Genomic DNA, 23,711 nt, shown 5'->3' with positions numbered 1-23,711 from the left:
CCAGCGAGCGGTTGGAGCGCAGTTGCATCAGCCTTTTGAGGCCGCGTTCAGCGCACGCCCAGCGTCCGCGACGTTGGTGGCTTCTGTCAGGTCGAGCAGACTGTGAACGTCAATCTGGACACCCGGTCGAACCCGGTATTCGGTGAACAGTGAGCCCGCAGGGCTGCCCACGTCGTACCCTGTGTCGGCCAGTGACGATGTGAACCAGCGCGCAGGCGGTCCGGCACGCTCAAAGGCGATCACAGATCCCTGCATCCTTCCGCCACCACCACGCGGCCGGCGTCCAGCAACCCGTGGTGTTGCCGGCCTCCAGCAGAGTGGTCAGGACGATCTCACAGCCCCTCTATTGGCGTCAGAGCGCGTCGCTCGCGAAATCGGCCAGGCGTGAGCGCTCGCCGCGCGCCAAGGTGATGTGCCCACCGTGCGGCCAGCCCTTGAAGCGGTCCACCGCGTAAGTCAGTCCAGAAGAACCTTCGGTGAGGTAAGGGGTGTCGATCTGGGCCAGGTTGCCCATGCAGATGATCTTGGTGCCTGGGCCGGCGCGGGTGATCAGTGTTTTCATCTGCTTGGGCGTCAGGTTCTGCGCCTCGTCGATGATCACGTACTTGTTCATGAAGGTGCGCCCGCGCATGAAGTTCATGCTCTTGACCTTGATGCGGCTGCGGATGAGTTCGTTGGTGGCCGAGCGGCCCCACTCGCCTGCGTTGCCGCCATCGCCCTTGGCCAGGAACTCCAGGTTGTCGTCCAGGGCACCCATCCAGGGGCCCATTTTTTCTTCCTCGGTACCGGGCAGGAATCCGATGTCTTCGCCGACGCTGACGGTCGCGCGGGTCATGATGATTTCGGTGTAGCGGCGGTCGTCCAGCACCTGCGTCAGACCGCTGGCCAAGGCCATCAAGGTCTTGCCGGTGCCGGCCGTGCCGGTGAGGGTCACAAAATCGACTTCCGGGTCCATCAGCAAATTGAGCGCGAAATTCTGTTCGCGGTTGCGGCTGCTGACGCCCCACACCGCACTTTTCAGGTGGGTGTAGTCCTTGAGGGTCTTGAGCACCGCCGTCTTGTCCCGAATTTCGGTCACGCGTGCGTAAAGCGATGGCTCACCGGGCGCTTCGAAATAGACAAACTGGTTGATGTAGAACTGAACCACAACCGGGCCGCCCACACGGTAAAAGGTGTGGCTGCCGCTTTGCCAGCTCTCAATGGTCTTGCTCTGGCGGGTCCAGAAGTCTTGGGGCAGTGCCAGAGCGCCGGAATACAGCAACTCACCGTCTTCCAGGGTCTTGTCATTTTCGTAGTCTTCGGCAGCCAGGCCCAGGGCCCGAGCCTTGACTCGCATGTTGATGTCTTTGGACACCAGGATCACTTCGCGCTGCGGATATTTGTCGCTCAGCGCCTTCACCACGCCCAGAATCTGGTTGTCGGCTTTGCCTTGGGGCAGGCTGGAGGGCAACTGGCTGTCCAGGGGCTCGGTCTGAAAATACAGCATGCCACGGGCCGCCAGGTGGCCGGTCGCCGCCAGCTTGAGGCCCTTGGCCATGTCGCCGCCTTGCTGTGCCACCAGGGCGTCGAGCGTGCGGCTGGTTTGGCGGCCGTTGCGTGCGACTTCGGTCATGCCTTTCTTGTGACCGTCGAGCTCTTCCAGCACGATCATGGGCAAGAAAATGTCGTGTTCTTCAAAGCGGAACAGACTGGTCGGGTCGTGCAGCAAGACGTTGGTGTCCAGCACGAACAAGCGGGCCTGGCCGTTTTGAGTGGATTTCTGGTTGCTGCGGCGTGCGCTCTTGGCCGGCGCGGCGGGTCTGCCGGCGGATGGTGCCGCAGCCTGGACCGGAGCTGGAACAGGGGGGCTTGCCGCGGGCGCGGCCTGTTTGGCCACGGGCTGCGTCGGCGGACGTTGTGGTTTGCCCACGCCCCTGGTGTCGGGCTTGGGGTCCTTGGGCGCGGCTTTGCGCGGCCTGCTGTTCGCGTTTTGCTGTGCAGTGGCCGGCGCAGCCTGGGCGGGTGCGCTTGCGCGCGGAGTGATCGCAGGCCGGGCCTGTGACGCGGCTTCTTCAAAGGCCGCCTCGGATGCTTTGAGGCTGAAGGCTTCAGGCGACAGGAGCGCGGCGCGCTTGGAGGGGGCTGGAGGCAGTGGCATGGGCGTCAAAGAAGTCAGCGAGGGGCTGAAAAAGAAAAAGCCGCCAGGAAATCCGGGCGGCTTGGCGAACAGCGACAGAGGCTGCAGAAAAAGGCGATCACAGAAGAGGGCGCGGGCAATCTGCCGGGTGTCATGAATTCATTATGCATGAGTCATATGACACCTGCCACTGCGCGCGCCTGGCGCTCCAATGATTGATCAGGCGGCCTTCTTCAGTGCCTTGACGGCCTTGAGTACGTCTTCCACGTGACCAGGTACCTTCAGGCCGCGCCATTCTTCCTTCAAGATCCCGTCGGGGCCGATCAGGAACGTGCTGCGCTCGATGCCCTTGACCTTTTTACCGTACATGATCTTGTTTTTGACCACACCAAACATGTGGCACATCTTTTCTTCCGTGTCTGCGATCAGCTCGAATGGAAGCTCCAGTTTGGCCTTGAAGCTGTCGTGCGACGTCATGTTGTCGCGCGACACGCCAAAGACTTCTGCACCTGCTTTGACAAAGTCTTTGTACTTGTCGCGGAACTGCATGGCTTCGGTCGTGCAGCCTGGTGTATTGTCTTTAGGGTAGAAATAGAGAATGATGGTCTGTCCCAAGTGAGTCTGGTTGCTGACTTTGATGTCACCAGTGGCCATGGACTCGAATTCTGGGATAAGTTTATTGACAACGACTGCCATACTGCGTGGACCCCTGACGTAAGTTGGTGGAAATTCGTTGGCTTCCCGGCCCGAAATGAATACCTTTGACTCAGAGAGTCGCAAGTAGACCGGGGCGGAATCAATCCGGTATTTTAACCCCAAGCGGCTATTTGCTGTAAATGCCCGAAACGAATCGGCAACAGAATGTCTGCGGCAGGGCTCTTGCCGGAGTCAGACGCCGATCAAAAGGCCCACAACCACGCGTCTGCCTTCGCCTGCCAGGATGTTGAAGGTTCTGCAGGCCGCTGGGGTGTCCATCGTCTCCACACCGATGCGTTGCGATATGAAGGGCTGCAGGAGCGCAGGCTTGGGGAATCGCCACCGCGTGCCGCAGCCAAAAAGGGCGAGCTCGGGGGCTTCCTGGCAGGCAGACAGCAGGGCCAGGAAGTGCGCTTCGGACAGGTCTTCGAACCGGGCGCAATCCCACGGCAGCAGCACGCCTGAGGAGTTCAGGATCAGGCTGCGCTCATGGCGCTCGCCATTGATGGCCACCCAGCCGTCACCGTGGGCGGTGATGGTGTGGATCTCGGGTTTGTCTGCGTGGAGTTTCATGGGGTCAGGGGTGGCAAGGTCCAAGGCGAATGCCTGTTTGAACTGTGGTCAAATTGAGGGCAGGCTTGGGCCGCAACAGCGTCAAATATAGCGCCCCAGCCTTTCGTTCGCATTGTGTCTGCGTATTTTCCACCGCTCCCATGGAGGGCATTTGAAAACCATTCAAAAATCTGCCAAGCTGGCCAACGTCTGCTATGACATTCGTGGCCCCATCATGGATGCGGCGCGCCAGATGGAGGAAGAGGGTCACAAGATCATCAAGCTCAACATCGGCAATCTGGCGGTGTTCGGCTTTGATGCGCCGGAGGAAATCCAGCAGGACATGATCCGGAACCTGCCCAACTCGGCCGGGTATTCCGACAGCAAAGGCATTTTTGCCGCCCGCAAGGCGGTGATGCACGAGACCCAGAAGCAGAACATCGCTGGTGTGACGCTGGACGACATTTACCTGGGCAACGGCGCCAGCGAGCTGATCGTCATGGCGACCAATGGTTTGCTGGACGATGGCGACGAGCTCTTGTTGCCCGCGCCGGACTACCCGCTCTGGACTGCAGCCGTGAGCCTGTCGGGCGGCACGCCGGTGCACTACATGTGCGACGAGTCGAACGGCTGGATGCCCAACCTGGACGACATCCGTTCCAAGATCACCCCGGCCACCAAAGGCATCGTGGTGATCAATCCCAACAACCCGACGGGGGCCTTGTACTCCGACGAGTTGCTCAAAGCGATCGTGGAGATTGCGCGTGAACATGGGCTGGTGATTTTTGCCGACGAAGTCTACGACAAGGTGCTGTACGACGGCGTGCACCACACGGCCATGGCCAGCTTGAGTGAAGACGTGCTCACGCTCACGTTCAATTCGCTGTCCAAGAGCTACCGCTCCTGCGGATACCGCGCAGGCTGGTTGGTGGTTTCGGGAGACAAAAAGCCGGCCCAGGACTACATCGAGGGCCTGAACATGCTCTCCAATATGCGCCTGTGTGCCAACGTGCCGGGGCAATGGGCCATCCAGACAGCTCTGGGTGGATACCAGAGCATCAACGATCTGGTGTGCGAAGGGGGGCGTCTGCGCCGCCAGCGCGATCTGGCCTATGAGCTGATTTCCGAGATTCCGGGCGTGACCTGCGTCAAGCCTTCGGCGGCGCTGTATATGTTCCCCAAGCTCGATCCGGTGATGTATCCGGTCAAAAATGATCAGCAGTTGTTCCTGGAGTTGCTGCAGGAAACGCGCGTGATGCTGGTACAGGGTTCGGGGTTCAACTACCCGGACAACCAGCATTTCCGCATTGTTTTCTTGCCCCATGAAGACGACTTGCGGGAAGCCGTTGGGCGTGTGGCCAAGTTCCTCGACGGCTGGCGCAAGCGCAACGGCACTTGAACTGCGCATCATTGAGGGCAAGCTTTGGCATCAATGCCAGGTGCCTTGCCCGGTACCATAGAAATCCGTTTTCCGAAGGCGCCGCATGGCGCCATTGTTGACCAAAGAGAGTGATCGTTTTATGAACCCTATCCAAGTGGGCCTGATGGGCTTGGGCAATGTGGGCGGTGGCGTGTACGAGGTGCTGCGCCGCAACCAGGAAGAGATCAAGCGCCGCGCCGGGCGTGGCATTGAAGTCACCATGGTGTCGCGGCGCGATGTGGCCAAAGCCAAGGCCTTGGTGGGTGACACCGCACAGGTGGTCGCTGATCCCCGGGCCATCATTGCCAACCCCGACATTGCCATCGTGGTGGAGTTGGTCGGCGGCTATGACCTGGCGCGTGAGCTGGTGCTGGAGGCCATTGCTGCGGGCAAACATGTGGTGACGGCGAACAAGGCCTTGTTGGCTGTGCACGGGACCGAGATTTTTGCGGCGGCCCATGCCAAGGGCGTGATGGTGGCTTTTGAGGCGGCCGTGGCCGGTGGCATCCCCATCATCAAGGCTTTGCGCGAGGGCCTCACCGCCAACCGCATCGAATGGATCGCCGGCATCGTCAACGGCACCACCAACTTCATCCTCTCGGAGATGCGCGACAAAGGGCTGGCCTTTGATGTGGTGTTGAAAGAAGCCCAGCGATTGGGCTATGCCGAGGCCGATCCCACCTTTGACATCGAAGGGGTGGACGCAGCGCACAAGATTTCGCTGATGAGCGCCATCGCTTTCGGTGTGCCCGTTCAGTTTGACAAGGCCTATACCGAGGGCATCACCCACCTGAGCGCGGTCGATATCCGGTATGCCGAGCAACTGGGGTACCGCATCAAGCTGCTGGGTATCACCAAACGCACGACCAAGGGCATTGAGTTGCGTGTGCACCCTTGCTTGGTGCCGGGCAAACGCCTGATCGCCAATGTAGAAGGCCCCATGAACGCTGTGCTGGTTCAGGCCGATGCTGTCGGTACCACGATGTATTACGGCAAAGGGGCAGGCGGCGAGCCCACGGCCAGTGCCGTGATTGCCGATCTCGTGGACATCACCCGACTGCACACCGCTGAACCTCAAAACCGCGTGCCCCACCTGGCTTTTCAGCCTGAGGCCATGAGCGACCTGGTGGTGCTGCCCATGAGCGAGGTGGTGACCAGCTTTTACCTGCGGTTGCGGGTGGCGGACGAAGCGGGCGTGCTCACCAAGGTCACGGGTTTGCTGGCGACAGCGGGCATCAGCATCGATGCCGTGTTGCAGCGCGAGGCGGACCAGGTGGGCGGCGAAGGCGCGACGTCGACCGACCTCATCATCCTGACCCACGATGTGCGCGAAGGCACCATGAACGACGCCATTGCGCAGATGCAGGCTTTGCCTTCGGTGCTGGAGCCGATCACGCGCATCCGCAAAGAGGAATTGAACTAGATGAGATCCCCCCGAAGCGTTTTCAACGCTTCCCCGGGTAGCCCATACCCTGTGGCCCGTCAAAGCCGGGTCCAACATCGTCTTGGCGTGCTGCCCCTCGGGCGGTGCGTTTCATCGTTGAGCTTGAAACACTGACATGCTGTACCTCTCCACCCGCGGCCACCCGGACCGCAAACATTTTTGCGAAATCCTGCTCGAAGGTCTGGCGCCCGATGGCGGCTTGTATCTGCCTGAGCGCTACCCGCAGGTCGATGCGGCAACGCTGGCGCGCTGGCGCGAGGTGTTCAACGACGCGGCAGCCGGTGGCTACGCGGCGCTGGCTTTTGAGATTTTGTCGCTGTACATCGACGACATCCCGGCAGCAGACCTGAAGGCCTTGTGTGACAAGACCTACACCGAGGCGGTGTACGGCACGGCGGCCATCGTGCCTCTAAAGCAGCTAGACGATGGGTTCTACCTGGAGGCCTTGTCCAATGGTCCCACGCTGGCCTTCAAGGACATGGCCATGCAGCTGCTGGGCCATTTGTTCGAGTACGAATTGGCGCGACGCGGCGAGGAGCTCAACATCCTGGGTGCCACTTCGGGCGACACGGGCAGCGCCGCTGAATATGCGATGCGGGGCAAGAAGGGTGTGCGCGTTTTCATGCTCAGCCCCCATGGGCGCATGAGCCCATTCCAGCAGGCCCAGATGTTCAGCCTGATGGACGAGAACATCCACAACATCGCCATCGAAGGGGTGTTTGACGATTGCCAGGACATCGTCAAGAACGTGTCCAACGATCTGGCCTTCAAGCGCCAATACAAGATCGGTACCGTCAATTCGATCAACTGGGCCCGGTTGCTGGCGCAGGTTGTCTACTACTTCGCCGGGTATTTTCAGGCGACCGCGAACGATGCGCAGCAGGTCTCCTTCACCGTGCCCAGCGGTAATTTTGGCAACGTGTGTGCGGGGCATGTGGCCCGCATGATGGGTCTGCCGATTCGCCAGCTGGTGGTGGCGACCAACGAAAACGACGTGCTCGACGAGTTCTTCCGCACCGGCACCTACCGCGTGCGCGCCAGTGCCGACACGCACGAGACGTCGAGCCCGTCGATGGATATTTCCAAGGCCAGCAACTTCGAGCGTTTTGTGTTTGACCTGTTGGGGCGTGACGGGGAGCGCACCAAAGCGCTTTTCGGCGCCGGCTTGAGCGAGCAGGGACGTTTTGATCTGGGCGGCGACCCCGCTTTCGCCGATGCCGCTGCGCGCTTCGGTTTCGTCAGTGGTAAGAGCACCCATGCGGATCGGTTGAAAACCATCAAGGTCACAGACGACCGTTTTGCCGTCGTGATCGACACCCACACCGCAGACGGTGTGAAGGTCGCACGCGAAGTCTGGAACGGCCAGGAGCCCATGATCGTGCTCGAAACCGCATTGCCGATCAAGTTTGCACAGACCATCGTGGAAGCTTTGGGCCATGAGCCGGACCGGCCAGCCCAGTTTGAGGGCATCGAAGCCTTGCCCAAACGGGTGCAGGTGATGCCAGCAGATACGGCCGCCGTTCAGCGGTATGTGATGGCGCATTGCGCCTGAAGCCGCGGTATCTCAATGAAAGTTGTCTGTTTTGCAGGCCATGCTGGCGTGGGGAAAACAACGTTGATCGAGCGCGTGATCCCGGCGATGAAAGCGCAGGGTCTGCGTGTCTCGGTGGTCAAGCATGCCCATCACAAGCTGGAGATCGATCATCCCGGCAAAGACACCTACCGCCACCGGGAGGCGGGTGCCTTTGAAGTGGTGGCAGCTTCGCCTGAGCGTCTGGTGCTGATGCGGGAATTTGAGCGGCCTGCGGCGTTGTCGGTGCACCACCTGATTGCCGAGTTGTACGACGGTGTGGACTGGGTGTTTGTCGAAGGTTTCAAACACAGCAACCTGATGAAGGTTGAGCTGATCAGAACACCAGGGGACACGCACCAGCTGTACCCGACAGACCCCTATGTGGTGGCCGTGGTCTGTGATGATCCGGCGCTGCTGGCCGAACCAACCGGGCGCCCAGTGTTGCCTTTGAACGATGCCGCTGCCGTGGCACTTTGGCTGGTTCACAATGGGGATCGATTCGATTACGACCCCACCATGTTCGATGAATGATTGGTGTGGTGGTAGGTGCCTGTTTGCTGTTCGTTGAAAATTTTCCATGACCCTATCTGCCGCTCCTGCAAGACGACCCCTCATAGCGCTGGATGAGGCCCGCGAGAGCCTGTTGCAGCACGTTGTGCCTCTGACCCGCCGCGAACTGCTGCCCACGTTTGACGCCGACGGGCGCGTTTTGGCCGACGACCTGGTGTCTTCCCTGCAGGTTCCTCCGCAGGACAATTCTTCGATGGATGGGTACGCCGTGAGGGTGGCGGATGTGACCGAGGCGGGTGCGGTGTTGCCTGTGTCGCAGCGCATTGCTGCCGGGCACGCCGCTGAGCCCCTGCGCCCAGGCACCTGTGCCCGCATCTTCACAGGTGCCCCCATGCCCGAAGGGGCCGACGCGGTGGTGATGCAGGAAGAAACCCGGGAAGTGGGCGGTGACCTGCACGGCGTGCACATCGATACCGTACCCGTGCTGGGTCAATGGGTGCGGCGCAGCGGTGAAGATGTGACGCGGGGCAACACAGTGTTGTCTCGAGGCCAACGCTTGTCGCCCGCTGGTTTGGGGCTGGCAGCCAGCCTGGGCCTTGCCAAACTCAATGTGGTGGCCCGTCCGCGGGTGGCCTTGTTCTCCACCGGCGACGAACTGGTCATGCCTGGGGAAGTGGCGCCTGCCGACATGAAGCCTGGCGCCATCTACAACTCCAACCGGTTTTTTCTGCGCGCTTTGTTGCAGCGCCTGGGTTGCGAAGTGAGCGATCTCGGGATCGTGCCCGACAGCCGCGACAAAACACTCGCGGCCCTGAAGTCGGCCGCGGATCATCACGATCTCATCCTGACCAGTGGAGGCGTGTCGGTCGGGGAAGAAGACCACATCAAGCCTGCGGTAGAGTTGCTCGGGCAACTGGCGCTCTGGCAGATTGCGATGAAGCCTGGCAAGCCATTTGCCTATGGCTCGGTGCGGCGCGACGCCGGGGCAGGGCAGGGCGAGAGTCCCGATTGCCATTTCATCGGCCTGCCCGGCAACCCGGTGTCGAGCTTTGTCACCTTCTTGTTGTTGGTGCGGCCGTTTTTGCTCAAGCTGCAAGGTGCCGATGCGGCTGCGCCACAACCGGTGATGTTGCCCGCCCATTTCACATGGGACCGGGCCGACAAGCGCCGGGAATTCTTGCGTGTGCGGCGCAATGCGAATGGAGGGCTGGACCTGTTCCCCAACCAGAGTTCGGGTGTGCTGACGTCGGCGGTTTGGGGGGATGGTCTGGTGGACAACCCCCCAGGGCGCACGATTGTGCACGGTGAGCTGGTGCCGTTCACGGCGTTTTCGGAGTTGATGGCATGAAACTGTCTTTGCGCTATTTCGCATCGTTGCGGGAATCGATGGGAATCAGCAGTGAAACCGTGGACACCCAGGTGGCGACGCTGGGGGCGTTGCGCGACGAATTGATCGCACGCGGTGGGGCTTCTGCCGACGCGTTGGGGCGAGGGCGCGTGGTGCGCGCAGCATTGAACCAGACCATGTGCGATGAGTCCACCGAACTGGTGGACGGTGCAGAGATCGGGTTTTTTCCGCCGGTGACCGGTGGATAGGACGGAGCGCCACTGTGTCTGTTCGAGTGCTCATTCAGTCCGGTGATTTCGACATTTCAGCCGAAATCGCCCGCCTGCGGCTGAACGATGCCCGCGTGGGTGCGGTGTGTTCGTTTCTCGGAACGGTGAGAGACCGCAACGCGGGCGATGCCGTCAGCACCTTGGAGCTGGAGCACTACCCCGGCATGACGGAGCGTTCAATCGAAGGCATGATCGATGAAGCGATGTCGCGTTTTGATCTATTTGCCGCCCGGGTCATCCACCGCGTTGGCTTGCTGCAGCCGCTGGACCAGATCGTGTTCGTCGCGGTGACGTCGGCGCACCGGGGAGAGAGTTTTCAAGCCTGTGAATTTCTGATGGACTACCTCAAGACACAAGCGCCTTTTTGGAAGAAGGAACAGACGCCCCAGGGCGCGCGCTGGGTGGATGCCCGCGTCAGCGACGACGCCGCACTGGCCCGATGGGGCATCACGCGCTCCAACGCATGACCGGTTATCTCAAGGTTTCTGTGCCCGACTTGGCCGTGGCTGAGATCGAGCGGGCCACCTTGCAGGTGGTGGTGCCCGACGAGCTGATTGGCTTGCCGGGGTGGTTGGTTCCGGTTTTTGCGGGCACTGTCGGCCGCGCGCGCAGTGCGGTGCCCCTGCAGCACGCTCCACCTGAACTCGCGGTGATCGATCAGGTGGCAGATCATTACCGCACGCGGGGATTCCAACCCTCGTTTCGCTTGCCGGACCTGCCCGTCTTTGGGCCCATGCAGGCTGCGTTGCGCGCTCGTGGCTTTGCGCCACGCCAGCCCACACTGACGTTGACCGGTTCGGTCAATACGCTGCTGGCCTTGCACCCTGGGCCACCGGCCGACATCGACAGCGCGGCCGATGCGGCGTGGACGGGCATGTTTCTGGGCCCGGGCCTCGACCCTGAAGACGGTGCGAGCCGGTTGCTGGCGCTGGCGCGCGGGCTGGAGACGCAGTTTTTCAGCTTGCGCGAGGGTGGGCAGACGCTGGCTTGTGGTGCCGCTGGCCTTGCGCTGGGATGGCTCAGCGTGCATGGCATGCGAACGGCACTGGCCCATCGCGGTCAAGGGCTGGCCCAGCGTGTCTTGTTGGCCATGGCCGGCGAAGCGCATCGCAGGGGCATTGACCGCGTGTTTCTGCAGGTCGATGCCAGCAATGCGCCAGCGCTGGCCTTGTACCGTCGCGCCGGCTTCAACCTGGCCTGGCCGTATGCGTATTGGCAGCCGATCAAGCCCGACTGACCTTCGCGTTCATGTGGCGCTCACGCGCCTTCAAACACCTTTTCATAGGTCTGACGGAGCAGGTTTTTCTGCACTTTGCCCATCACGTTGCGCGGTAACTCCGTGACCACAAAAAAGTGCTTGGGCACCTTGAACCCAGCGATCTGGCCTTTGAGCTGCTGCGACAGTTCAGACGGATCGAGGGTGACGCCGGGTTTTGCGACCACCACCGCGACCACGCCTTCGCCGAAATCCCGGTGTGGGCAGCCGATCACGGCCGATTCGTCCACACCGGCCATGTCGTTGATGAAACCTTCCACCTCAGCCGGGTAGACGTTGTAGCCACCGGTGATGATCAGGTCTTTGCTCCGACCCACAATGGTGACGTAGCCATCGACATCGATACGGCCGACATCGCCGGTGCGAAACCAGCCATCGGCGGTGAACTCTTTGGCGTTGGCCTCTGGCATACGCCAATACCCCGGAAAGACATTGGGGCCCTTGACCTGTATCGCACCCACGTCGCCTTGTGCGCGGGGCGCATCGTGCTCGTCCACACACCGCAGCTGGACATCGGGCAAAGGTCGGCCCACGGTACCACCCTTGCGTGGACCTTCTTCGGCGCGGCAGGGGTTGGACGTCAGCATGGCCGTCTCGCTCATGCCGTAGCGTTCCAGAATGGTGTGGTCCGTGCGCGCCTGCCATGCCTCAAAGGTCTCGGTCAGCAGGGGGGCTGATCCACTGATGAACAGGCGCATGTGGCTGCACACCGCAGCATCCAGCGTTTTCTCTTGCAGCAGTCGCACATACAGCGTGGGCACACCCATGAACACCGTGGCTTGAGGCAGCCAGTCGAGCACCTGTTGCGGGTTGAATTTGCCCATCCACAACATCTTGCTGGCGTTGAGCAGCGCACAGTGCACTGCTACAAAGAGTCCGTGGACGTGGAAAATAGGCAGCGCATGGATCAACACATCGACGTTTTGCCAGTCCCAATAGCTGAGCAAGGTTTGTGCGTTGCTGGCCAGATTGCCGTGGGTGAGTTGCGCGCCTTTGCTGCGGCCAGTGGTGCCGCTGGTGTAAAGAATGGCGGCGAGCTCGTCGCTTTGCATGGGCTGAATGGTTTGCTGCGGTGCCTGTGTCAAGGCAGCATCCATCAAACTGCCCTTGCCGGTGGCGTCGAGCGTAGCCAGGTGGGCGACGCCCAGCCTTTGTGTCAATGCCAATAGGTCGGACTCGCGTGCTGGATCACAGACAAACACACTTGGCTCGGCATTCTCGATGAAGTAGGTGAGCTCCGCAGCCTGGTAAGCGGTGTTCAGCGGCACATAAACCACCCCTGTGCGCAGGCAGGCCAGATAAAACAGCAGCGCCGGTACCGATTTTTCGACCTGCACCATGACGCGGTCACCGCTTTGAAGCCCCAGGCTTTGCAGCCAGTTCGCCATGCGGGCTGTGTGCTGGTCCAAATCCCCGAAGGTGTATTGGTCCCCGTGATCCGTTTCGATGGCCACACGCTCAAGCGTTGGGGCAAAGGCGGTGTGGAAGCGCGCGTAGAGGTTTTGGTTGGATGGGTTCATGGGCTCGGGACAGGCAAATGTGGTGGGATGCGGACTCAGCTTCTGGGTTTGAGCAGGCGCTTCACGGCCATCGAGTGGCTGACTTTGTTGTCGACAAAATGCTGGTGTCTGGCTTCGACAGAACCGATGTCGTAGAGGTAGTTCACCATCAGACCCAAGGACTGCTTGATGCCCTTGCGCGAGAGGTCGGCGGCGAAGTTGATGCGCTCCAGGCGTGCCCCGTTGTCCAGGTGGAAGCGGGCGACTGGATCACCCAGTTTGTCGTGTGACTCCTGGACCAGAAAGCGGGCGCACAAACTTTGAAGGTCTTCACGCAAGGCCTTGTTCGCGCCTTGCAGGTCGTCGGCTTGGGGGTTGCTGCATTGCTGGCGCCAAGCTGCGACCCGGCGCAGTGCACCTTTCCATTCGCTCTTGAGGTCGTCGTCGGTGGCCTGCGCCAACCAGCGCGCAAAACCTGGAATGGGCGACAGGGTGCAAAACGTTTTCAGCTGTGGCAACTCGGTTTTGAGCTGGTCGGCCACTTTCTTGATCAAAAAATTACCCAGCGACACGCCGCGCAGACCGGGCTGGCAGTTGCTGATGGAGTAAAAAACGGCGGTGCGGGCGTTGCTGGCGGCGGCTGCATCGGGCTCAGATTCGATCAACGGCGCGACGGCGTCTGCCATGTCGTTGACCAAAGCGACTTCGACGAAGATCAGCGGTTCATCGCCCAGCTGCGGATGGAAAAAAGCATAGCAACGGCGGTCGGGTTGAAGCCGGCGACGCAAGTCGTTCCATCCCGATATTTCATGCACCGCTTCGTGCTTGATGATCTTTTCGAGCAAGGCCGCGCTGGATTGCCAGTCGACCCGCTCCAGGCGCAGAAAACCCGGGTTGAACCACGAGGTGAGCAGGTGCAGAAAATCGGCGTCGACGGCGGCCAGCTCAGGGTGGCTCTTGCGCAGGCCGAGCAAATCGTTGCGCATCGCCAGCAGCATGGCCGTGCCGCCGGGCGCCCGGTTGACACGGCGCAGCAGTTCCTGGCGCGGCGGCTCTACCGCGCTGGTCAGGTCGGCCAGGCGTTCGGCCGTGGGGGATTCGGCGTAGCGTGTGGCGGTGCGCAGAACGCGTTCGGGCTCGGGGGAGAACTCGGTGGCCAGCGCAGCAAAAAAGGCCTCACGGCGCTGAGCGGGCAGCTGGCGGTAGCGTTCCATCACATCCAGCGCCAGTGCATAGACATTGGCCTGACCGTTTTCGGAAACCAGGTGGTGGCAGGAGCGCAGCAGGGGAGCGAGCGCTCCATCGCCCTGGGCTCTGCGGGTGAGTCGTCTCAGTTGTTCCAGCACAATTTAACCCATCAGGTAGCTTGGCAGCCAGGTGGCCAGTTCGGGGAAGATGCACAGGATCACGATGGCCACGATCATGCAGCACATGAAGGGAAATGCACCCTTGAGGATGGTTGGCAGCCGCACGTCGGGCGTGATGCCATTGATCACAAACAGGTTCAAGCCCACGGGCGGCGTGATCAGACCGAGCTCCATGTTGATGGTCAGGATCACGCCGAACCAGATCGGGTCAAAGCCCGCTGCTGTGATCACCGGCATGAGGATGGGCGTGGTCATCAGGATGATGGCCGCAGGGGGCAGGAACATCCCTGCCACCAGCAACAAAACGTTGACCGCGGCCAGAATCACCCACCGGTTGACCTGCATCTCGCCGATGGCCTCAGCCACCGACTGCGTGATTTGCAGCGACGACATCATGTAGCCAAACAGGATCGACGTACCGATGATCATCAGCAGCATGCCCGATTCGCGCAGACCATCGCGCAAGATGGCCCACAGGTCTTTGGGGCTCCACACCCGGTAGATCACGATCACCATCACCAGGCACAGTGCGGCGCCAACGCCTGCCGCTTCGGAAGGGGTCGCGATACCGCCGTAAAGCGCATACACCACGCCGACGATCACCGCCATGAAGGGCAGCAGGCGTGGCAGCAATTCCAGCTTTTCCTTCATGCTGTAGATGCGGTCGGCGTCCACCAGAACGGTGCCCCGTTTCCAGCTCAGGAACAGCGCCCAGGCCATGAAGAGGAAGGTCAGCAGCAAGCCGGGGATCACGCCGGCAAGGAACAGCCGGCCGATGGACGTCTCGGAAGCGATGCCGTACAGGATCATGGTGATGCTGGGCGGAATCAGAATGCCCAGCGTGCCGCCCGCGGCGATGGCGCCGGTGGCCAGGTCGGCGTCGTAGCCGCGCTTGCGCATTTCAGGGATACCCATCTTGCCAATGGCCGCGCAGGTGGCGGGAGAGGAGCCTGTGAGGGCCGAGAAGAGGGCGCAAGCGCCGATGTTGGAGATCACCAACGAGCCCGGCACCCGGTGCAACCACCGTGCCAGCGCTTCGTAGAGATCACTGCCCGCGCGAGACGACGCCACGGCGGCCCCCATGATCACAAACATGGGCAGAGAGACCAGGGTGAAGTCGCTCAGGCCTGCGAAGACTGTTTCAGGCACGAAATGAATGCTGTGCCAGCCATCGAACACCACCATGAACAGAAGCGCCACGGCGCCCAGACCGAAGGCGATGGGCAGGCCAGTGGCCAGCACCGCAACGGTGACGACAAAAATCAGCAGTCCGATGGCGAGAGCGCTCATGGATGTTCCATGGTGGGGGGATTGAAGAAAATCCGGGGTCTTGGCCGGCGGAGTTCAGAGGCGGTCGTCGGGGCTCAATCCAAAGGGATGTTCGCGGTCGGTGACGACCAGCCACATCTCGGCCAGGTACTGCAGGCACAGCATGGTGAGGCCGACCGGGACAGACAGATAGGGGATCCACAGGCGCGCACGCCACATCGATGAAGTGGTCTGGTCGCTCACCCAAGTTTCCCACCACCACGGCACGGAGGCGTAGAGGAACAAGCCGCAAAAGGTCAAGGCGATCAGGCTGCCAACCATGTGCAGTCCGCGCCGCGCGCGTGGTCGGACCATGAGAGGAACCACATCGACCGCCACATGGCCCCGCGTGAGCAGGATGTACGGTGAACCGATGAAGGTCGCGGCCACCAGCAGGTACATCACGAACTCGGTCTGCCAGATGGACGATTGATTGAGCACTGCCCGCACAAACACCATCTGGCACACCACGACGATGGACACCAGAATCATGCCCGCGGCGATCACGCCAAAGAAGCGTGATGCCGCGTGCACCGCAGCGATCCAAGCCGGCGCTGGCTTACTTGACACTCAGCGCCTTCTCGATGAGCTCCTTGCCACCCGGCACTTTGTCGGCGAATTCCTTGTAGGAGGTCTTCTGTGCCACGGCGCGCCAGGCTTCGGCTTCGGCATCGGTCAGCGTGACCACCTCAACCTTGTTGGCCTTGAAAGCCTCTACCATCTTGTCATCAAGTTTTTTGGACTCGCCTTCAAAGTAGTCTTCTGCCTTTTTGGAGGCCGTTGCCAGCGCCTTTTTCTGTGCATCGTTGAGCTTGTTCCAGCTTTTCATTGAGATCAAGACGGGCTCGTACATGAACCACAACGCGTTGTCGCCTGGGGCCGTGATGCACTTGACCTGCTCGTACAGCCGGAACGAAACGAAGCTGCCTGTGGACGTATCTGTGCCGGTGGCCACGCCTTGCTGGAGGGCACTGTACACCTCACTCGACGGAATAGACACGATGGAAGCGCCGGCGCCCGCCCACATCTGCGAGAAGGTGGCGCCGGCGGAGCGCATTTTCAGGCCAGCCACGTCTTCGGGCTTCTTGATGCACTTGTCTTTGCCAGCGAAGGCGCCTGCCAGCCATGCGTCAGCCAACACCTTGACGCCGCCCTGCTCGATGATGCCCTTAATGTCCTTGAGGAAACCGGAGTCGTTGATGCGGCGTGCATGGGCGTGGCCTTTGACCAGCCCTGGCATCAGGGTGGCTCCAAACTGTGGATGAAAGCCTGAGGCGTAGTCCAGCGGGAAAGAGGTCATGTCGATCTGTCCGCTGAGCATGGCCTTCCACTGCTCTTGTGCCTTGACCAGGCTGGCGCCTGGGTAAACCTTGATCGTCAGGTCAACATTGGCCGCAGCCACATCCCTCGCAATCATCTGCACCATTTCGTCGCGCACATCGCCCTTGCCGCCAGGGAACTGGTGGGAGGCCTTGAGCACGGTCTCAGCGCTGGCGGCGGTTGAGGCAACAGCCAGTGCGGCGAGGCCCAAGGCGCTCAGGCTGTTCTTGATGGGATTCTTCATGTGTGTCTCCTGTGATGGAATGGGGGGGGTTGAGCGATGGTCCTCACGCAGCCGCTGGACCTTGTTATATAAAAGATGCATCATGTTATATGCAACAAAATCCTGTCCAGCATGGGACTAACCCGAACTCGACCGCTTCAGCATGAGTAAAACTTTGTCCAGCACATCTTCCAGCAGCGCCAACCGGTCGCGGATGCAACGGGTGCGTGAAGAGTTGGAGGAAGACATCGTCAATGGCCGCATGGCGCCAGGCGAACAGGTGCACCTCGAAGCGCTGGTGCGGCGATTTGAGGTCTCACGCACGCCGGTGCGTGAAGCCTTGCAGCAGCTTGAAGCCAGCGGTTTGGTGGTGGTCCTGCCCAAGCGGGGTACTTATGTGGCTCGCGTGGGCATGCCCGAACTGATTCAGATGTTTGAGGTGATGGCCGAACTGGAGGCGCTGTGCGCCAGTCTGGCTGCGCGCCGGGTGAAGGCGCCGGCCTTGGCCGAGATCGCAGCGGCGCACGCGGCTTGCGAGCAGCAAGCCGGGGTACAGGACGCCAACGCCTACTACTACGCCAACGAGCAGTTTCACCAGTTGATTTACCAGGCTTGCGGCAACCCGTTCCTGGTGCAGCAAACCACCACGCTGAAGAACCGCCTCAAACCCTACAGGCGCCTGCAGTTGCGGCTGCGCAACCGCATAGCCCAGTCCCTGGCCGAACACAGGCAGATTGTGGATGCCTTGCAGCGGGGCGACAGCGAAGCGGCCGCGCGCGTGGCGCGCGACCATGTGCTGATCCAGGGGCAACGCTTCACAGATCTCATGAGCTTGGCCGACCGGGCGCAGGGTGCCGACTTGGCCACAGACCAAGTGGCAACAGCCTGACACAAGCGGTTGGCGTGCTTCCTGGCGACGGGGTTTGGCGCTTGGACGCCTGCGCGCAGCCGGTTCAAGCGCGTTTCTTCCTCTGTCGCAACGTTGTTTGATGCAGATCAACAAGGCCGTGGTGTAGCGCCGTCGAGCGTGGGTAGCACCTTGAAAATGGGATTTTGAGCGCCAGTTAATGGGCAATCAATTCTTTTAGGGAATGCACAGCATGCGACTCGACAAACTGACGACCAAATTCCAGGAAGCTCTGGGAGAAGCCCAGACCTTGGCCTTGGGCAACGACCACGCTTATATTGAACCTGTCCACCTGCTGGTGGCGATGTTGCGCCTGCCGGGGGGCCCGCAGTCGCTGCTGCAGCGGGCCGGGGTGAATGTGGCTGGGCTCAGCAAGGCGGCCGAGGCTGCTTTGAAGAAACTGCCCGAAGTTCAGGGGCAGGATCAGGTGCAGGTGGGCCCCGAACTGGGCAAGCTGCTTCAGGCCACCGAGAAAGAGGCCCTGAAACGGGGCGATCAGTTTGTGGCCGGGGAGCTGTTCCTCCTGGCTTTGACCGATCAGAAGGGCGAGATCGGCCGCATGGCGAATGAAAACGGCTTGAACCGCAAGTCGCTGGAGAGTGCGATCGAAGCGGTTCGTGGCGGGCAAAGTGTGGACAGCCCTGAAGCCGAGGGCCAGCGCGAAGCCTTGAAAAAATACACCCTGGATCTGACCGAGCGGGCCCGACTGGGTAAGCTGGATCCAGTGATCGGTCGCGACGACGAAATTCGCCGCACCATCCAGATCTTGCAGCGTCGCACCAAGAACAACCCGGTGTTGATCGGGGAGCCCGGCGTGGGCAAAACCGCGATCGTAGAAGGGCTGGCACAGCGCATCGTGGCCGGTGAAGTGCCCGACTCGCTTAAGGGCAAGCGCGTGTTGTCGCTCGACATGGCCGCTTTGTTGGCCGGCGCCAAATACCGTGGCGATTTTGAGGAACGGCTCAAGGCCGTGCTCAACGAGCTCGCCAAAGACGAAGGTCAGACGATCGTGTTCATTGACGAGCTGCACACCATGGTGGGTGCCGGCAAGGCCGAGGGGGCGATGGATGCCGGCAACATGCTCAAGCCAGCGCTCGCGCGCGGCGAGTTGCATTGCGTGGGGGCTACCACGCTGGATGAGTACCGCAAATACATTGAGAAAGACGCTGCGCTGGAACGCCGCTTCCAGAAGATTCTGGTTGGTGAGCCTTCGGTGGAAGCAACCATCGCCATTCTGCGAGGCCTGCAGGAAAAATACGAAGTCCACCATGGGGTGGAAATCACCGATCCAGCCATCGTGGCCGCGGCCGAGCTCAGCCACCGCTACATCACCGACCGCTTTTTACCCGACAAGGCGATTGACCTGATCGATGAGGCGGCGGCCAAGATCAAGATCGAGATCGACTCCAAGCCCGAGGTGATGGACAAGCTTGATCGCCGCTTGATCCAGCTGCAAATCGAGCGCGAGGCCGTGCGCCGTGAAAAAGACGAAGCCTCCCTCAAGCGCTTTGAGCTGATAGAGGTGGAAATCGAAAAACTGCAAAAAGAGATCGCCGATATGGACGAGATCTGGCAAGCGGAGAAGGCGCAAGCTCAGGGCTCTGCCCAAGTCAAGGAAGAAATCGACAAACTGCGTCACCGCATCGAAGAGATGACCCGCAAGGGCGATTTCAACGCCGTGGCCGAGCTGCAGTACGGCAAACTGCCCGAACTGGAAAAGAAGCTCAAGGATGCCCAGGCCGTGGAATCGACCAAGGGCGCGAGCAAGGGGGTGCCCCAGTTGCTCCGCACCCAGGTCGGCGTTGAAGAGATTGCTGAGGTGGTGGCCCGTGCCACAGGGATTCCGGTGTCCAAGCTGATGCAGGGCGAGCGCGACAAGCTGCTGCAGATGGAAGACAAGCTGCACCTGCGGGTGGTGGGACAGGACGAGGCCATCGGTGCCGTGGCCAATGCCATCCGGCGCTCGCGCTCGGGCTTGTCCGATCCCAATCGCCCGACCGGCTCTTTCCTCTTTCTCGGCCCCACCGGTGTCGGCAAGACCGAATTGTGCAAGGCCCTGGCGGGTTTCCTCTTTGACAGCGATGACCACCTGATTCGCATCGACATGAGCGAATTCATGGAGAAACACTCGGTCGCGCGTCTGATTGGAGCGCCGCCCGGCTATGTGGGCTACGAAGAAGGGGGCTACCTGACCGAAGCCGTTCGCCGCAAGCCTTATAGCGTGTTGTTGCTGGACGAGGTGGAAAAGGCCCATCCGGACGTGTTCAACGTTTTGCTGCAAGTGCTGGACGATGGCCGCCTGACCGACGGTCAGGGGCGCACAGTGGACTTCAAGAACACAGTGATCGTGATGACAAGCAATATCGGCTCCCATCTCATTCAGGCCATGGTGGGCCAACCGTATGAGGAAGTGAAAGACGCCGTGTGGGGCGAGCTCAAGGAGCATTTCCGCCCGGAGTTCTTGAACCGGATCGACGAAACGGTGGTGTTTCACGCCCTCGATGCTCAGCACATCGAGTCGATCGCGGGCATTCAGATCAAGGTCTTGCAAGCACGTTTGCAGAAGATGGATCTTCGGCTGGACGTGGCGCCCGCTGCATTGGCCGAACTGGCCAAGGTAGGGTTCGACCCGGTGTTTGGTGCGCGCCCGCTCAAACGGGCCATCCAGCAGCGTATCGAAAACCCGTTGTCAAAACTGTTGCTGGAAGGCCGCTATCCACCCAAGTCGGTGATCGGTGTCACGGTGGATCCGGTGCACAATCCGGGTGTTTTCGAGTTTTCTCCTGCCCAAGACGCGAATTGACCGCCGTTGGGTCTTGATGTGCGAGTCCCGGGACTTGCGTCCCGGGTAAGCCATGTACCAGTCTTTTACCTAGTCTGGTGGGCGAGGCAAGAAGCCTGCACATGGTGGCATCGTCGGTCTCGCAAATGCCCAGGATCGTTGTAAGCTCATAGGTTGATATGAACCCAGCTACCCGCTCCCCAGGGTCCATCCAGGACCGCTCGCCATGACCTTGGAGCGAGACGAACTGTTGAACCAATGCTTTCAGGAAGCAGGACGCAGGGCGCCTCCTTTGCTGAAACGGTGCATCGACGCGGTGATCAGCTCGCTGCAGGCCGCTGAAGGCGCGAGCCTTCACGTCAAGCAACGGCAACTGCTGGCGCGGGCTACCTGGAGCCTGGCGCAATGCCGTGGACTGTTGGTTCAACAGTATGCGAAGCGGCTCGACGAGTCCTTCCAGCGCGAAACCGAAGACCATGAGGTGACGGCCCTGGCGGGCCTGTCCGACTCCTCCATGCTGGAGCTGGTCGATGACCACACCATCAACGAGTCGCTGGAGGCCGCCCGGCTTCTGCAGAACCTGTTGCCGCTGGTGGACCATGCCCTGCCGGTGCTGGACGCCCGGATGAGTTCGCTGGTCGGCCTGGACACCATTTCTGTCGAGAAGAATCCACTGCGCCCGTCTGTCTTTGCGCGGGAGTTGCGCGATCTGATGGCCGAAATGGAGGGCGATACTGAAATCCGGGTGCTGTGGCTGCAGCACATCGCCCACGTGTTGGGGCGCGAGTTGGGCCAGCTCTATGAGCAGCTGGCCTTGATGCTGCAACGCGCCAATGTGCAAGAAGCGAGCTACCGCATACGGTTGGTGGAAGATCCGGAAGCGAGCCGTGCCGCGTCCATGACGAAGGATGCCCCGAGCGACATGCTGCCGCCGTATGAGGCGGGAGGCGCGAACAACACTGGGGGGCAAGGCTTTTTCACCATGCCCGCGATGGGCTCTCTCGCCAGGGCCAACACTGCGCTGGGGAGCGATGTTTTTCAGGCCTTCCTGTCGGGGCCCCAGCGGTCGTTTGAGGCCCCACTGGACGCCGAGTATTACGACCAGGTGCGTGATGAACTCCGGCAGGTGGAGGCCTGGGCCGCTGTTCCCGACCTGCACGATGAAGCCGCTGAGCAAACCGAGGTTTTGCGCTACCGCGATTTGCCCGCGGTGGACCGTCCCAGCCGGGCGGTCAATGTCGAGTCACGGCTGTCTTCCGAGCGCTGGGGTGAGTACAGCCAGGCCCACGCCCGCACGCGGGTCTTGCTGGAGCTCAAAGCCCGCGCCCAAGACGCTTCGCAGGCCATCGGACTCGATCTGGTGCGCAAGCTTGTCAATCAGGTGGCCCGGGACAGCCTGCTGCTCGCGCCGGTGCGTGAAGCGATCGTGGCGTTGGAGCCCGCTCTGTTGCGGCTTGCGCTGGCGCAGCCGCGCTACTTTGCCGAGGCCGATCATCCGGCGCGCAGGTTGGTCGAAGAGGTGGCTCAGCGGAGCTTTCGTTTCAACGACGAGTTTTCAGACGGTTTCGAAGCTTTCATGGCGCCGGTGTGCGCCCGCTTCGGTGAACTCAATGCGAGTCCTTCTGAAGACGCTCAACCGTTTGTGCGGGCCTTGCGTGATTTGTCGGCAGGTTGGGGGCGCGAAGAGAACGCCGAAAAGGCCGCGCTTGAGCAGCAGATTCGAGGCTTGCGTTTTGCGGAGGCCCGCCAGGAGCTGGCCGACCAGATCGCCTGGGAAATCAGCCTGCGCCCGGATGTGTTCAACGCGCCCGCTCTGGTGCTCGACTACCTCTATGGCACCTGGTCGTTGGTCATTGCCTCAGAAGAGTTGAAGCCTGCGGGGTTGGAGTTTGATGCCCAGCACTTCCGTTCGATCGTCGGCACGCTGTTGTGGAGCGTGCGGCCCGAAACGCTGCGCCAGCCCAAACAGGTATTTGCGGCGCTTCCTGGATTGCTGCGAACCTTGAATGCGGGGCTGGACAGCCTGGGCAAGTCGCGCGAAGACACCCGGGCCTTCTTCGATGCCTTGATGCGATTGCACCAGCCATTGCTGAATTTGCGACGCGCGAGCGCCAGCAAGGATGCGCCAGCACTGGATGCCGCCCAGGCGCATGCCTTGAAGGAAGGCGAGCCGATCAAGCGCGTGTTGAGCAATGCCGTGCGCCCCGTTGTAGCCACCCAGCCCTGGATGGCGGCGAACGAGTGGGCAGACGCGGGCTTTGAAGACACACAAGCCGCGCCACGCGAACTCGACGAGGAGAGCGAAGAGAGCGATGTGGGTACCGATTCAAGGTTCGAGTCGGCAAGCGAGGTCGAGGATTCGGGGTTTGAGGCGCCCTCGGTTGCTGCCCAGGCCGCCCGGTCCACCGTCCCTGCCGAGCCGGATTCGGCCGCTGCAGGGTTGGCGAAAACGCGCAAGGATACTGCCGAAGGCGGCGTCCTCGATCAGGCCGTACAGCTGTTCTTTGCCCAACTGCGGGTGGGCTGCCGGGTGGACATGTATTCCGGCGGCAGCTGGTTGCGTGCCGAGCTGGTGTGGTCCAGTGCCCGGGGTACATTGTTCATGTTCACCAGTCCCGGTGGGCGGGCACACTCGATGACCCGGCGCAGTTGCGAAAAACTGATCCGAAGCAAGGGGCTGCGACTGGCCGAAACCCGGCACGTGATCGAAGAGGCGTTGAAACAGGTCGCGCACCAGGCTGCTCGAAAACGCTCAGATGCCGCGCCGGTGTCGGCCTTCGCTGTCATTCGTTAAGGAGCTGCTCCTGCGCCGCAGGGGCCGCTGGCTGCAAGTAGCCCGATTCACACAGCTCGAAGGCGAGGTCGGTGACATCGCTGCCGATCAGCAATGACAGTTCGCGCAGACTGCGTCGACCGTTGGCCATGAGGATCACGGTGTGGGCCTCCCGGCCCAGCACGTCGGGATGGGGCAGGGTGCTCCAAGCTTGGGGTGTCTTGGTGTAGAGCATGATGAAAAAATGCGTATGGTGCAGGCCCGGAGTCTAGGAGACTTGTGTGACAGCGCCTTGAAAGCGTTGCCAAGTGGGCGCACCGTCTGTCGG

Annotated in this window: 21 protein-coding genes; 11 read left to right on the top strand and 10 right to left on the bottom strand. The window is 61.3% G+C overall.

Features of this window, described 5'->3' with window-relative positions; translation table 11 throughout:
- Window positions 1–27: 27 nt before the first annotated feature.
- The 4 genes from E5678_RS07110 to E5678_RS07095 form a co-directional block, all read right to left on the bottom strand.
- Window positions 28–255: a hypothetical protein gene (locus E5678_RS07110; protein ID WP_136177872.1), complete on the bottom strand. Its 228-nt coding sequence runs from the start codon at window positions 253–255 to the stop codon at window positions 28–30.
- Window positions 256–352: 97 nt separating this feature from the next.
- On the bottom strand, window positions 353–2,137 hold the full coding sequence (locus tag E5678_RS07105; protein ID WP_136177871.1) for a PhoH family protein: 1,785 nt from the start codon (window positions 2,135–2,137) through the stop codon (window positions 353–355).
- Window positions 2,138–2,335: 198 nt separating this feature from the next.
- Window positions 2,336–2,812, bottom strand: a complete 477-nt coding sequence (locus tag E5678_RS07100) for a peroxiredoxin (RefSeq protein ID WP_136177870.1) — start codon at window positions 2,810–2,812, stop codon at window positions 2,336–2,338.
- 192 nt (window positions 2,813–3,004) lie between these two features.
- Complete coding sequence (locus E5678_RS07095; protein ID WP_136177869.1) at window positions 3,005–3,385, bottom strand: Mth938-like domain-containing protein; 381 nt, start codon at window positions 3,383–3,385, stop codon at window positions 3,005–3,007.
- 151 nt (window positions 3,386–3,536) lie between these two features.
- Here E5678_RS07095 and E5678_RS07090 point away from each other — a divergent pair, with 151 nt between their 5' ends.
- The 8 genes from E5678_RS07090 to E5678_RS07055 all read left to right on the top strand — a co-directional run bounded on the left by E5678_RS07090 (window position 3,537) and on the right by E5678_RS07055 (window position 11,165).
- Window positions 3,537–4,763 carry a pyridoxal phosphate-dependent aminotransferase gene (locus E5678_RS07090; protein ID WP_136177868.1) on the top strand — a complete coding sequence of 409 codons (1,227 nt, stop codon included), beginning with the start codon at window positions 3,537–3,539 and terminating at the stop codon, window positions 4,761–4,763.
- 121 nt (window positions 4,764–4,884) lie between these two features.
- Complete coding sequence (locus tag E5678_RS07085) at window positions 4,885–6,207, top strand: homoserine dehydrogenase (protein ID WP_136177867.1); 1,323 nt, start codon at window positions 4,885–4,887, stop codon at window positions 6,205–6,207.
- A 136-nt stretch (window positions 6,208–6,343) separates the two neighbouring features.
- On the top strand, window positions 6,344–7,780 hold the full coding sequence (gene thrC, locus E5678_RS07080) for a threonine synthase (RefSeq protein WP_136177866.1): 1,437 nt from the start codon (window positions 6,344–6,346) through the stop codon (window positions 7,778–7,780).
- Between the two features lie 15 nt (window positions 7,781–7,795).
- The gene (mobB, locus tag E5678_RS07075; RefSeq protein WP_136177865.1) at window positions 7,796–8,332 is read left to right on the top strand and encodes a molybdopterin-guanine dinucleotide biosynthesis protein B; all 537 of its coding nucleotides are present in this window, start codon (window positions 7,796–7,798) and stop codon (window positions 8,330–8,332) included.
- Window positions 8,333–8,378: 46 nt separating this feature from the next.
- Window positions 8,379–9,659 carry a gephyrin-like molybdotransferase Glp gene (gene glp / locus E5678_RS07070; protein WP_136177864.1) on the top strand — a complete coding sequence of 427 codons (1,281 nt, stop codon included), beginning with the start codon at window positions 8,379–8,381 and terminating at the stop codon, window positions 9,657–9,659.
- Complete coding sequence (locus E5678_RS07065) at window positions 9,656–9,907, top strand: MoaD/ThiS family protein (protein ID WP_136177863.1); 252 nt, start codon at window positions 9,656–9,658, stop codon at window positions 9,905–9,907. The genes glp and E5678_RS07065 overlap by 4 nt, the downstream gene beginning before the upstream one ends.
- A 14-nt stretch (window positions 9,908–9,921) precedes the next feature.
- Window positions 9,922–10,395 carry a molybdenum cofactor biosynthesis protein MoaE gene (locus E5678_RS07060; RefSeq protein ID WP_136177862.1) on the top strand — a complete coding sequence of 158 codons (474 nt, stop codon included), beginning with the start codon at window positions 9,922–9,924 and terminating at the stop codon, window positions 10,393–10,395.
- A complete protein-coding gene (locus E5678_RS07055; protein WP_168708509.1) occupies window positions 10,392–11,165 on the top strand; it encodes a GNAT family N-acetyltransferase in 774 nt (257 codons plus the stop codon). Before E5678_RS07060 ends, E5678_RS07055 begins: the two co-directional genes overlap by 4 nt.
- Before the next feature lie 20 nt (window positions 11,166–11,185).
- Here E5678_RS07055 and E5678_RS07050 read toward each other — a convergent pair whose 3' ends face one another.
- The 5 genes from E5678_RS07050 to dctP are packed head-to-tail and all read right to left on the bottom strand — an operon-like array spanning window position 11,186 to window position 16,942.
- Window positions 11,186–12,724, bottom strand: a complete 1,539-nt coding sequence (locus E5678_RS07050) for a malonyl-CoA synthase (RefSeq protein WP_136177860.1) — start codon at window positions 12,722–12,724, stop codon at window positions 11,186–11,188.
- A gap of 35 nt (window positions 12,725–12,759) precedes the next feature.
- Window positions 12,760–14,049, bottom strand: a complete 1,290-nt coding sequence (locus E5678_RS07045) for a malonyl-CoA decarboxylase (RefSeq protein WP_136177859.1) — start codon at window positions 14,047–14,049, stop codon at window positions 12,760–12,762.
- A 3-nt stretch (window positions 14,050–14,052) separates the two neighbouring features.
- Window positions 14,053–15,360, bottom strand: coding sequence for a TRAP transporter large permease (locus E5678_RS07040; RefSeq protein ID WP_136177858.1), 1,308 nt, complete (start codon window positions 15,358–15,360; stop codon window positions 14,053–14,055).
- Window positions 15,361–15,414: 54 nt separating this feature from the next.
- Window positions 15,415–15,948 (bottom strand): TRAP transporter small permease, encoded by a 534-nt coding sequence (locus E5678_RS07035; protein ID WP_210732003.1) that lies wholly within the window; start codon window positions 15,946–15,948, stop codon window positions 15,415–15,417.
- On the bottom strand, window positions 15,938–16,942 hold the full coding sequence (dctP, locus tag E5678_RS07030) for a TRAP transporter substrate-binding protein DctP (protein ID WP_210732002.1): 1,005 nt from the start codon (window positions 16,940–16,942) through the stop codon (window positions 15,938–15,940). The genes E5678_RS07035 and dctP overlap by 11 nt, the downstream gene beginning before the upstream one ends.
- Window positions 16,943–17,084: 142 nt before the next feature.
- Between dctP and E5678_RS07025 the strand changes: the two genes are divergently transcribed.
- The 3 genes from E5678_RS07025 (at window position 17,085) to E5678_RS07015 (ending at window position 23,404) form a co-directional block, all read left to right on the top strand.
- Entirely contained in the window at window positions 17,085–17,810 is a 726-nt protein-coding gene (locus tag E5678_RS07025; RefSeq protein WP_136177857.1) for a GntR family transcriptional regulator, read from the top strand.
- Window positions 17,811–18,021: 211 nt separating this feature from the next.
- Window positions 18,022–20,631, top strand: a complete 2,610-nt coding sequence (clpB, locus tag E5678_RS07020; protein ID WP_136177856.1) for an ATP-dependent chaperone ClpB — start codon at window positions 18,022–18,024, stop codon at window positions 20,629–20,631.
- 205 nt (window positions 20,632–20,836) lie between these two features.
- On the top strand, window positions 20,837–23,404 hold the full coding sequence (locus E5678_RS07015; protein ID WP_136177855.1) for a DUF1631 family protein: 2,568 nt from the start codon (window positions 20,837–20,839) through the stop codon (window positions 23,402–23,404).
- Here E5678_RS07015 and E5678_RS07010 read toward each other — a convergent pair.
- Window positions 23,394–23,618, bottom strand: a complete 225-nt coding sequence (locus tag E5678_RS07010) for a hypothetical protein (RefSeq protein WP_136177854.1) — start codon at window positions 23,616–23,618, stop codon at window positions 23,394–23,396. The two genes, E5678_RS07015 and E5678_RS07010, sit on opposite strands and share 11 nt — an antisense overlap.
- Between the last annotated feature and the right edge of the window lie 93 nt (window positions 23,619–23,711).

It is taken from the genome of Hydrogenophaga sp. PAMC20947 (assembly GCF_004795855.1).
Classification (GTDB): domain Bacteria; phylum Pseudomonadota; class Gammaproteobacteria; order Burkholderiales; family Burkholderiaceae_C; genus Hydrogenophaga.
The sequence above is the reverse complement of the archived record's forward strand: the minus strand, read 5'-3'. Positions and strand labels throughout refer to the sequence as shown.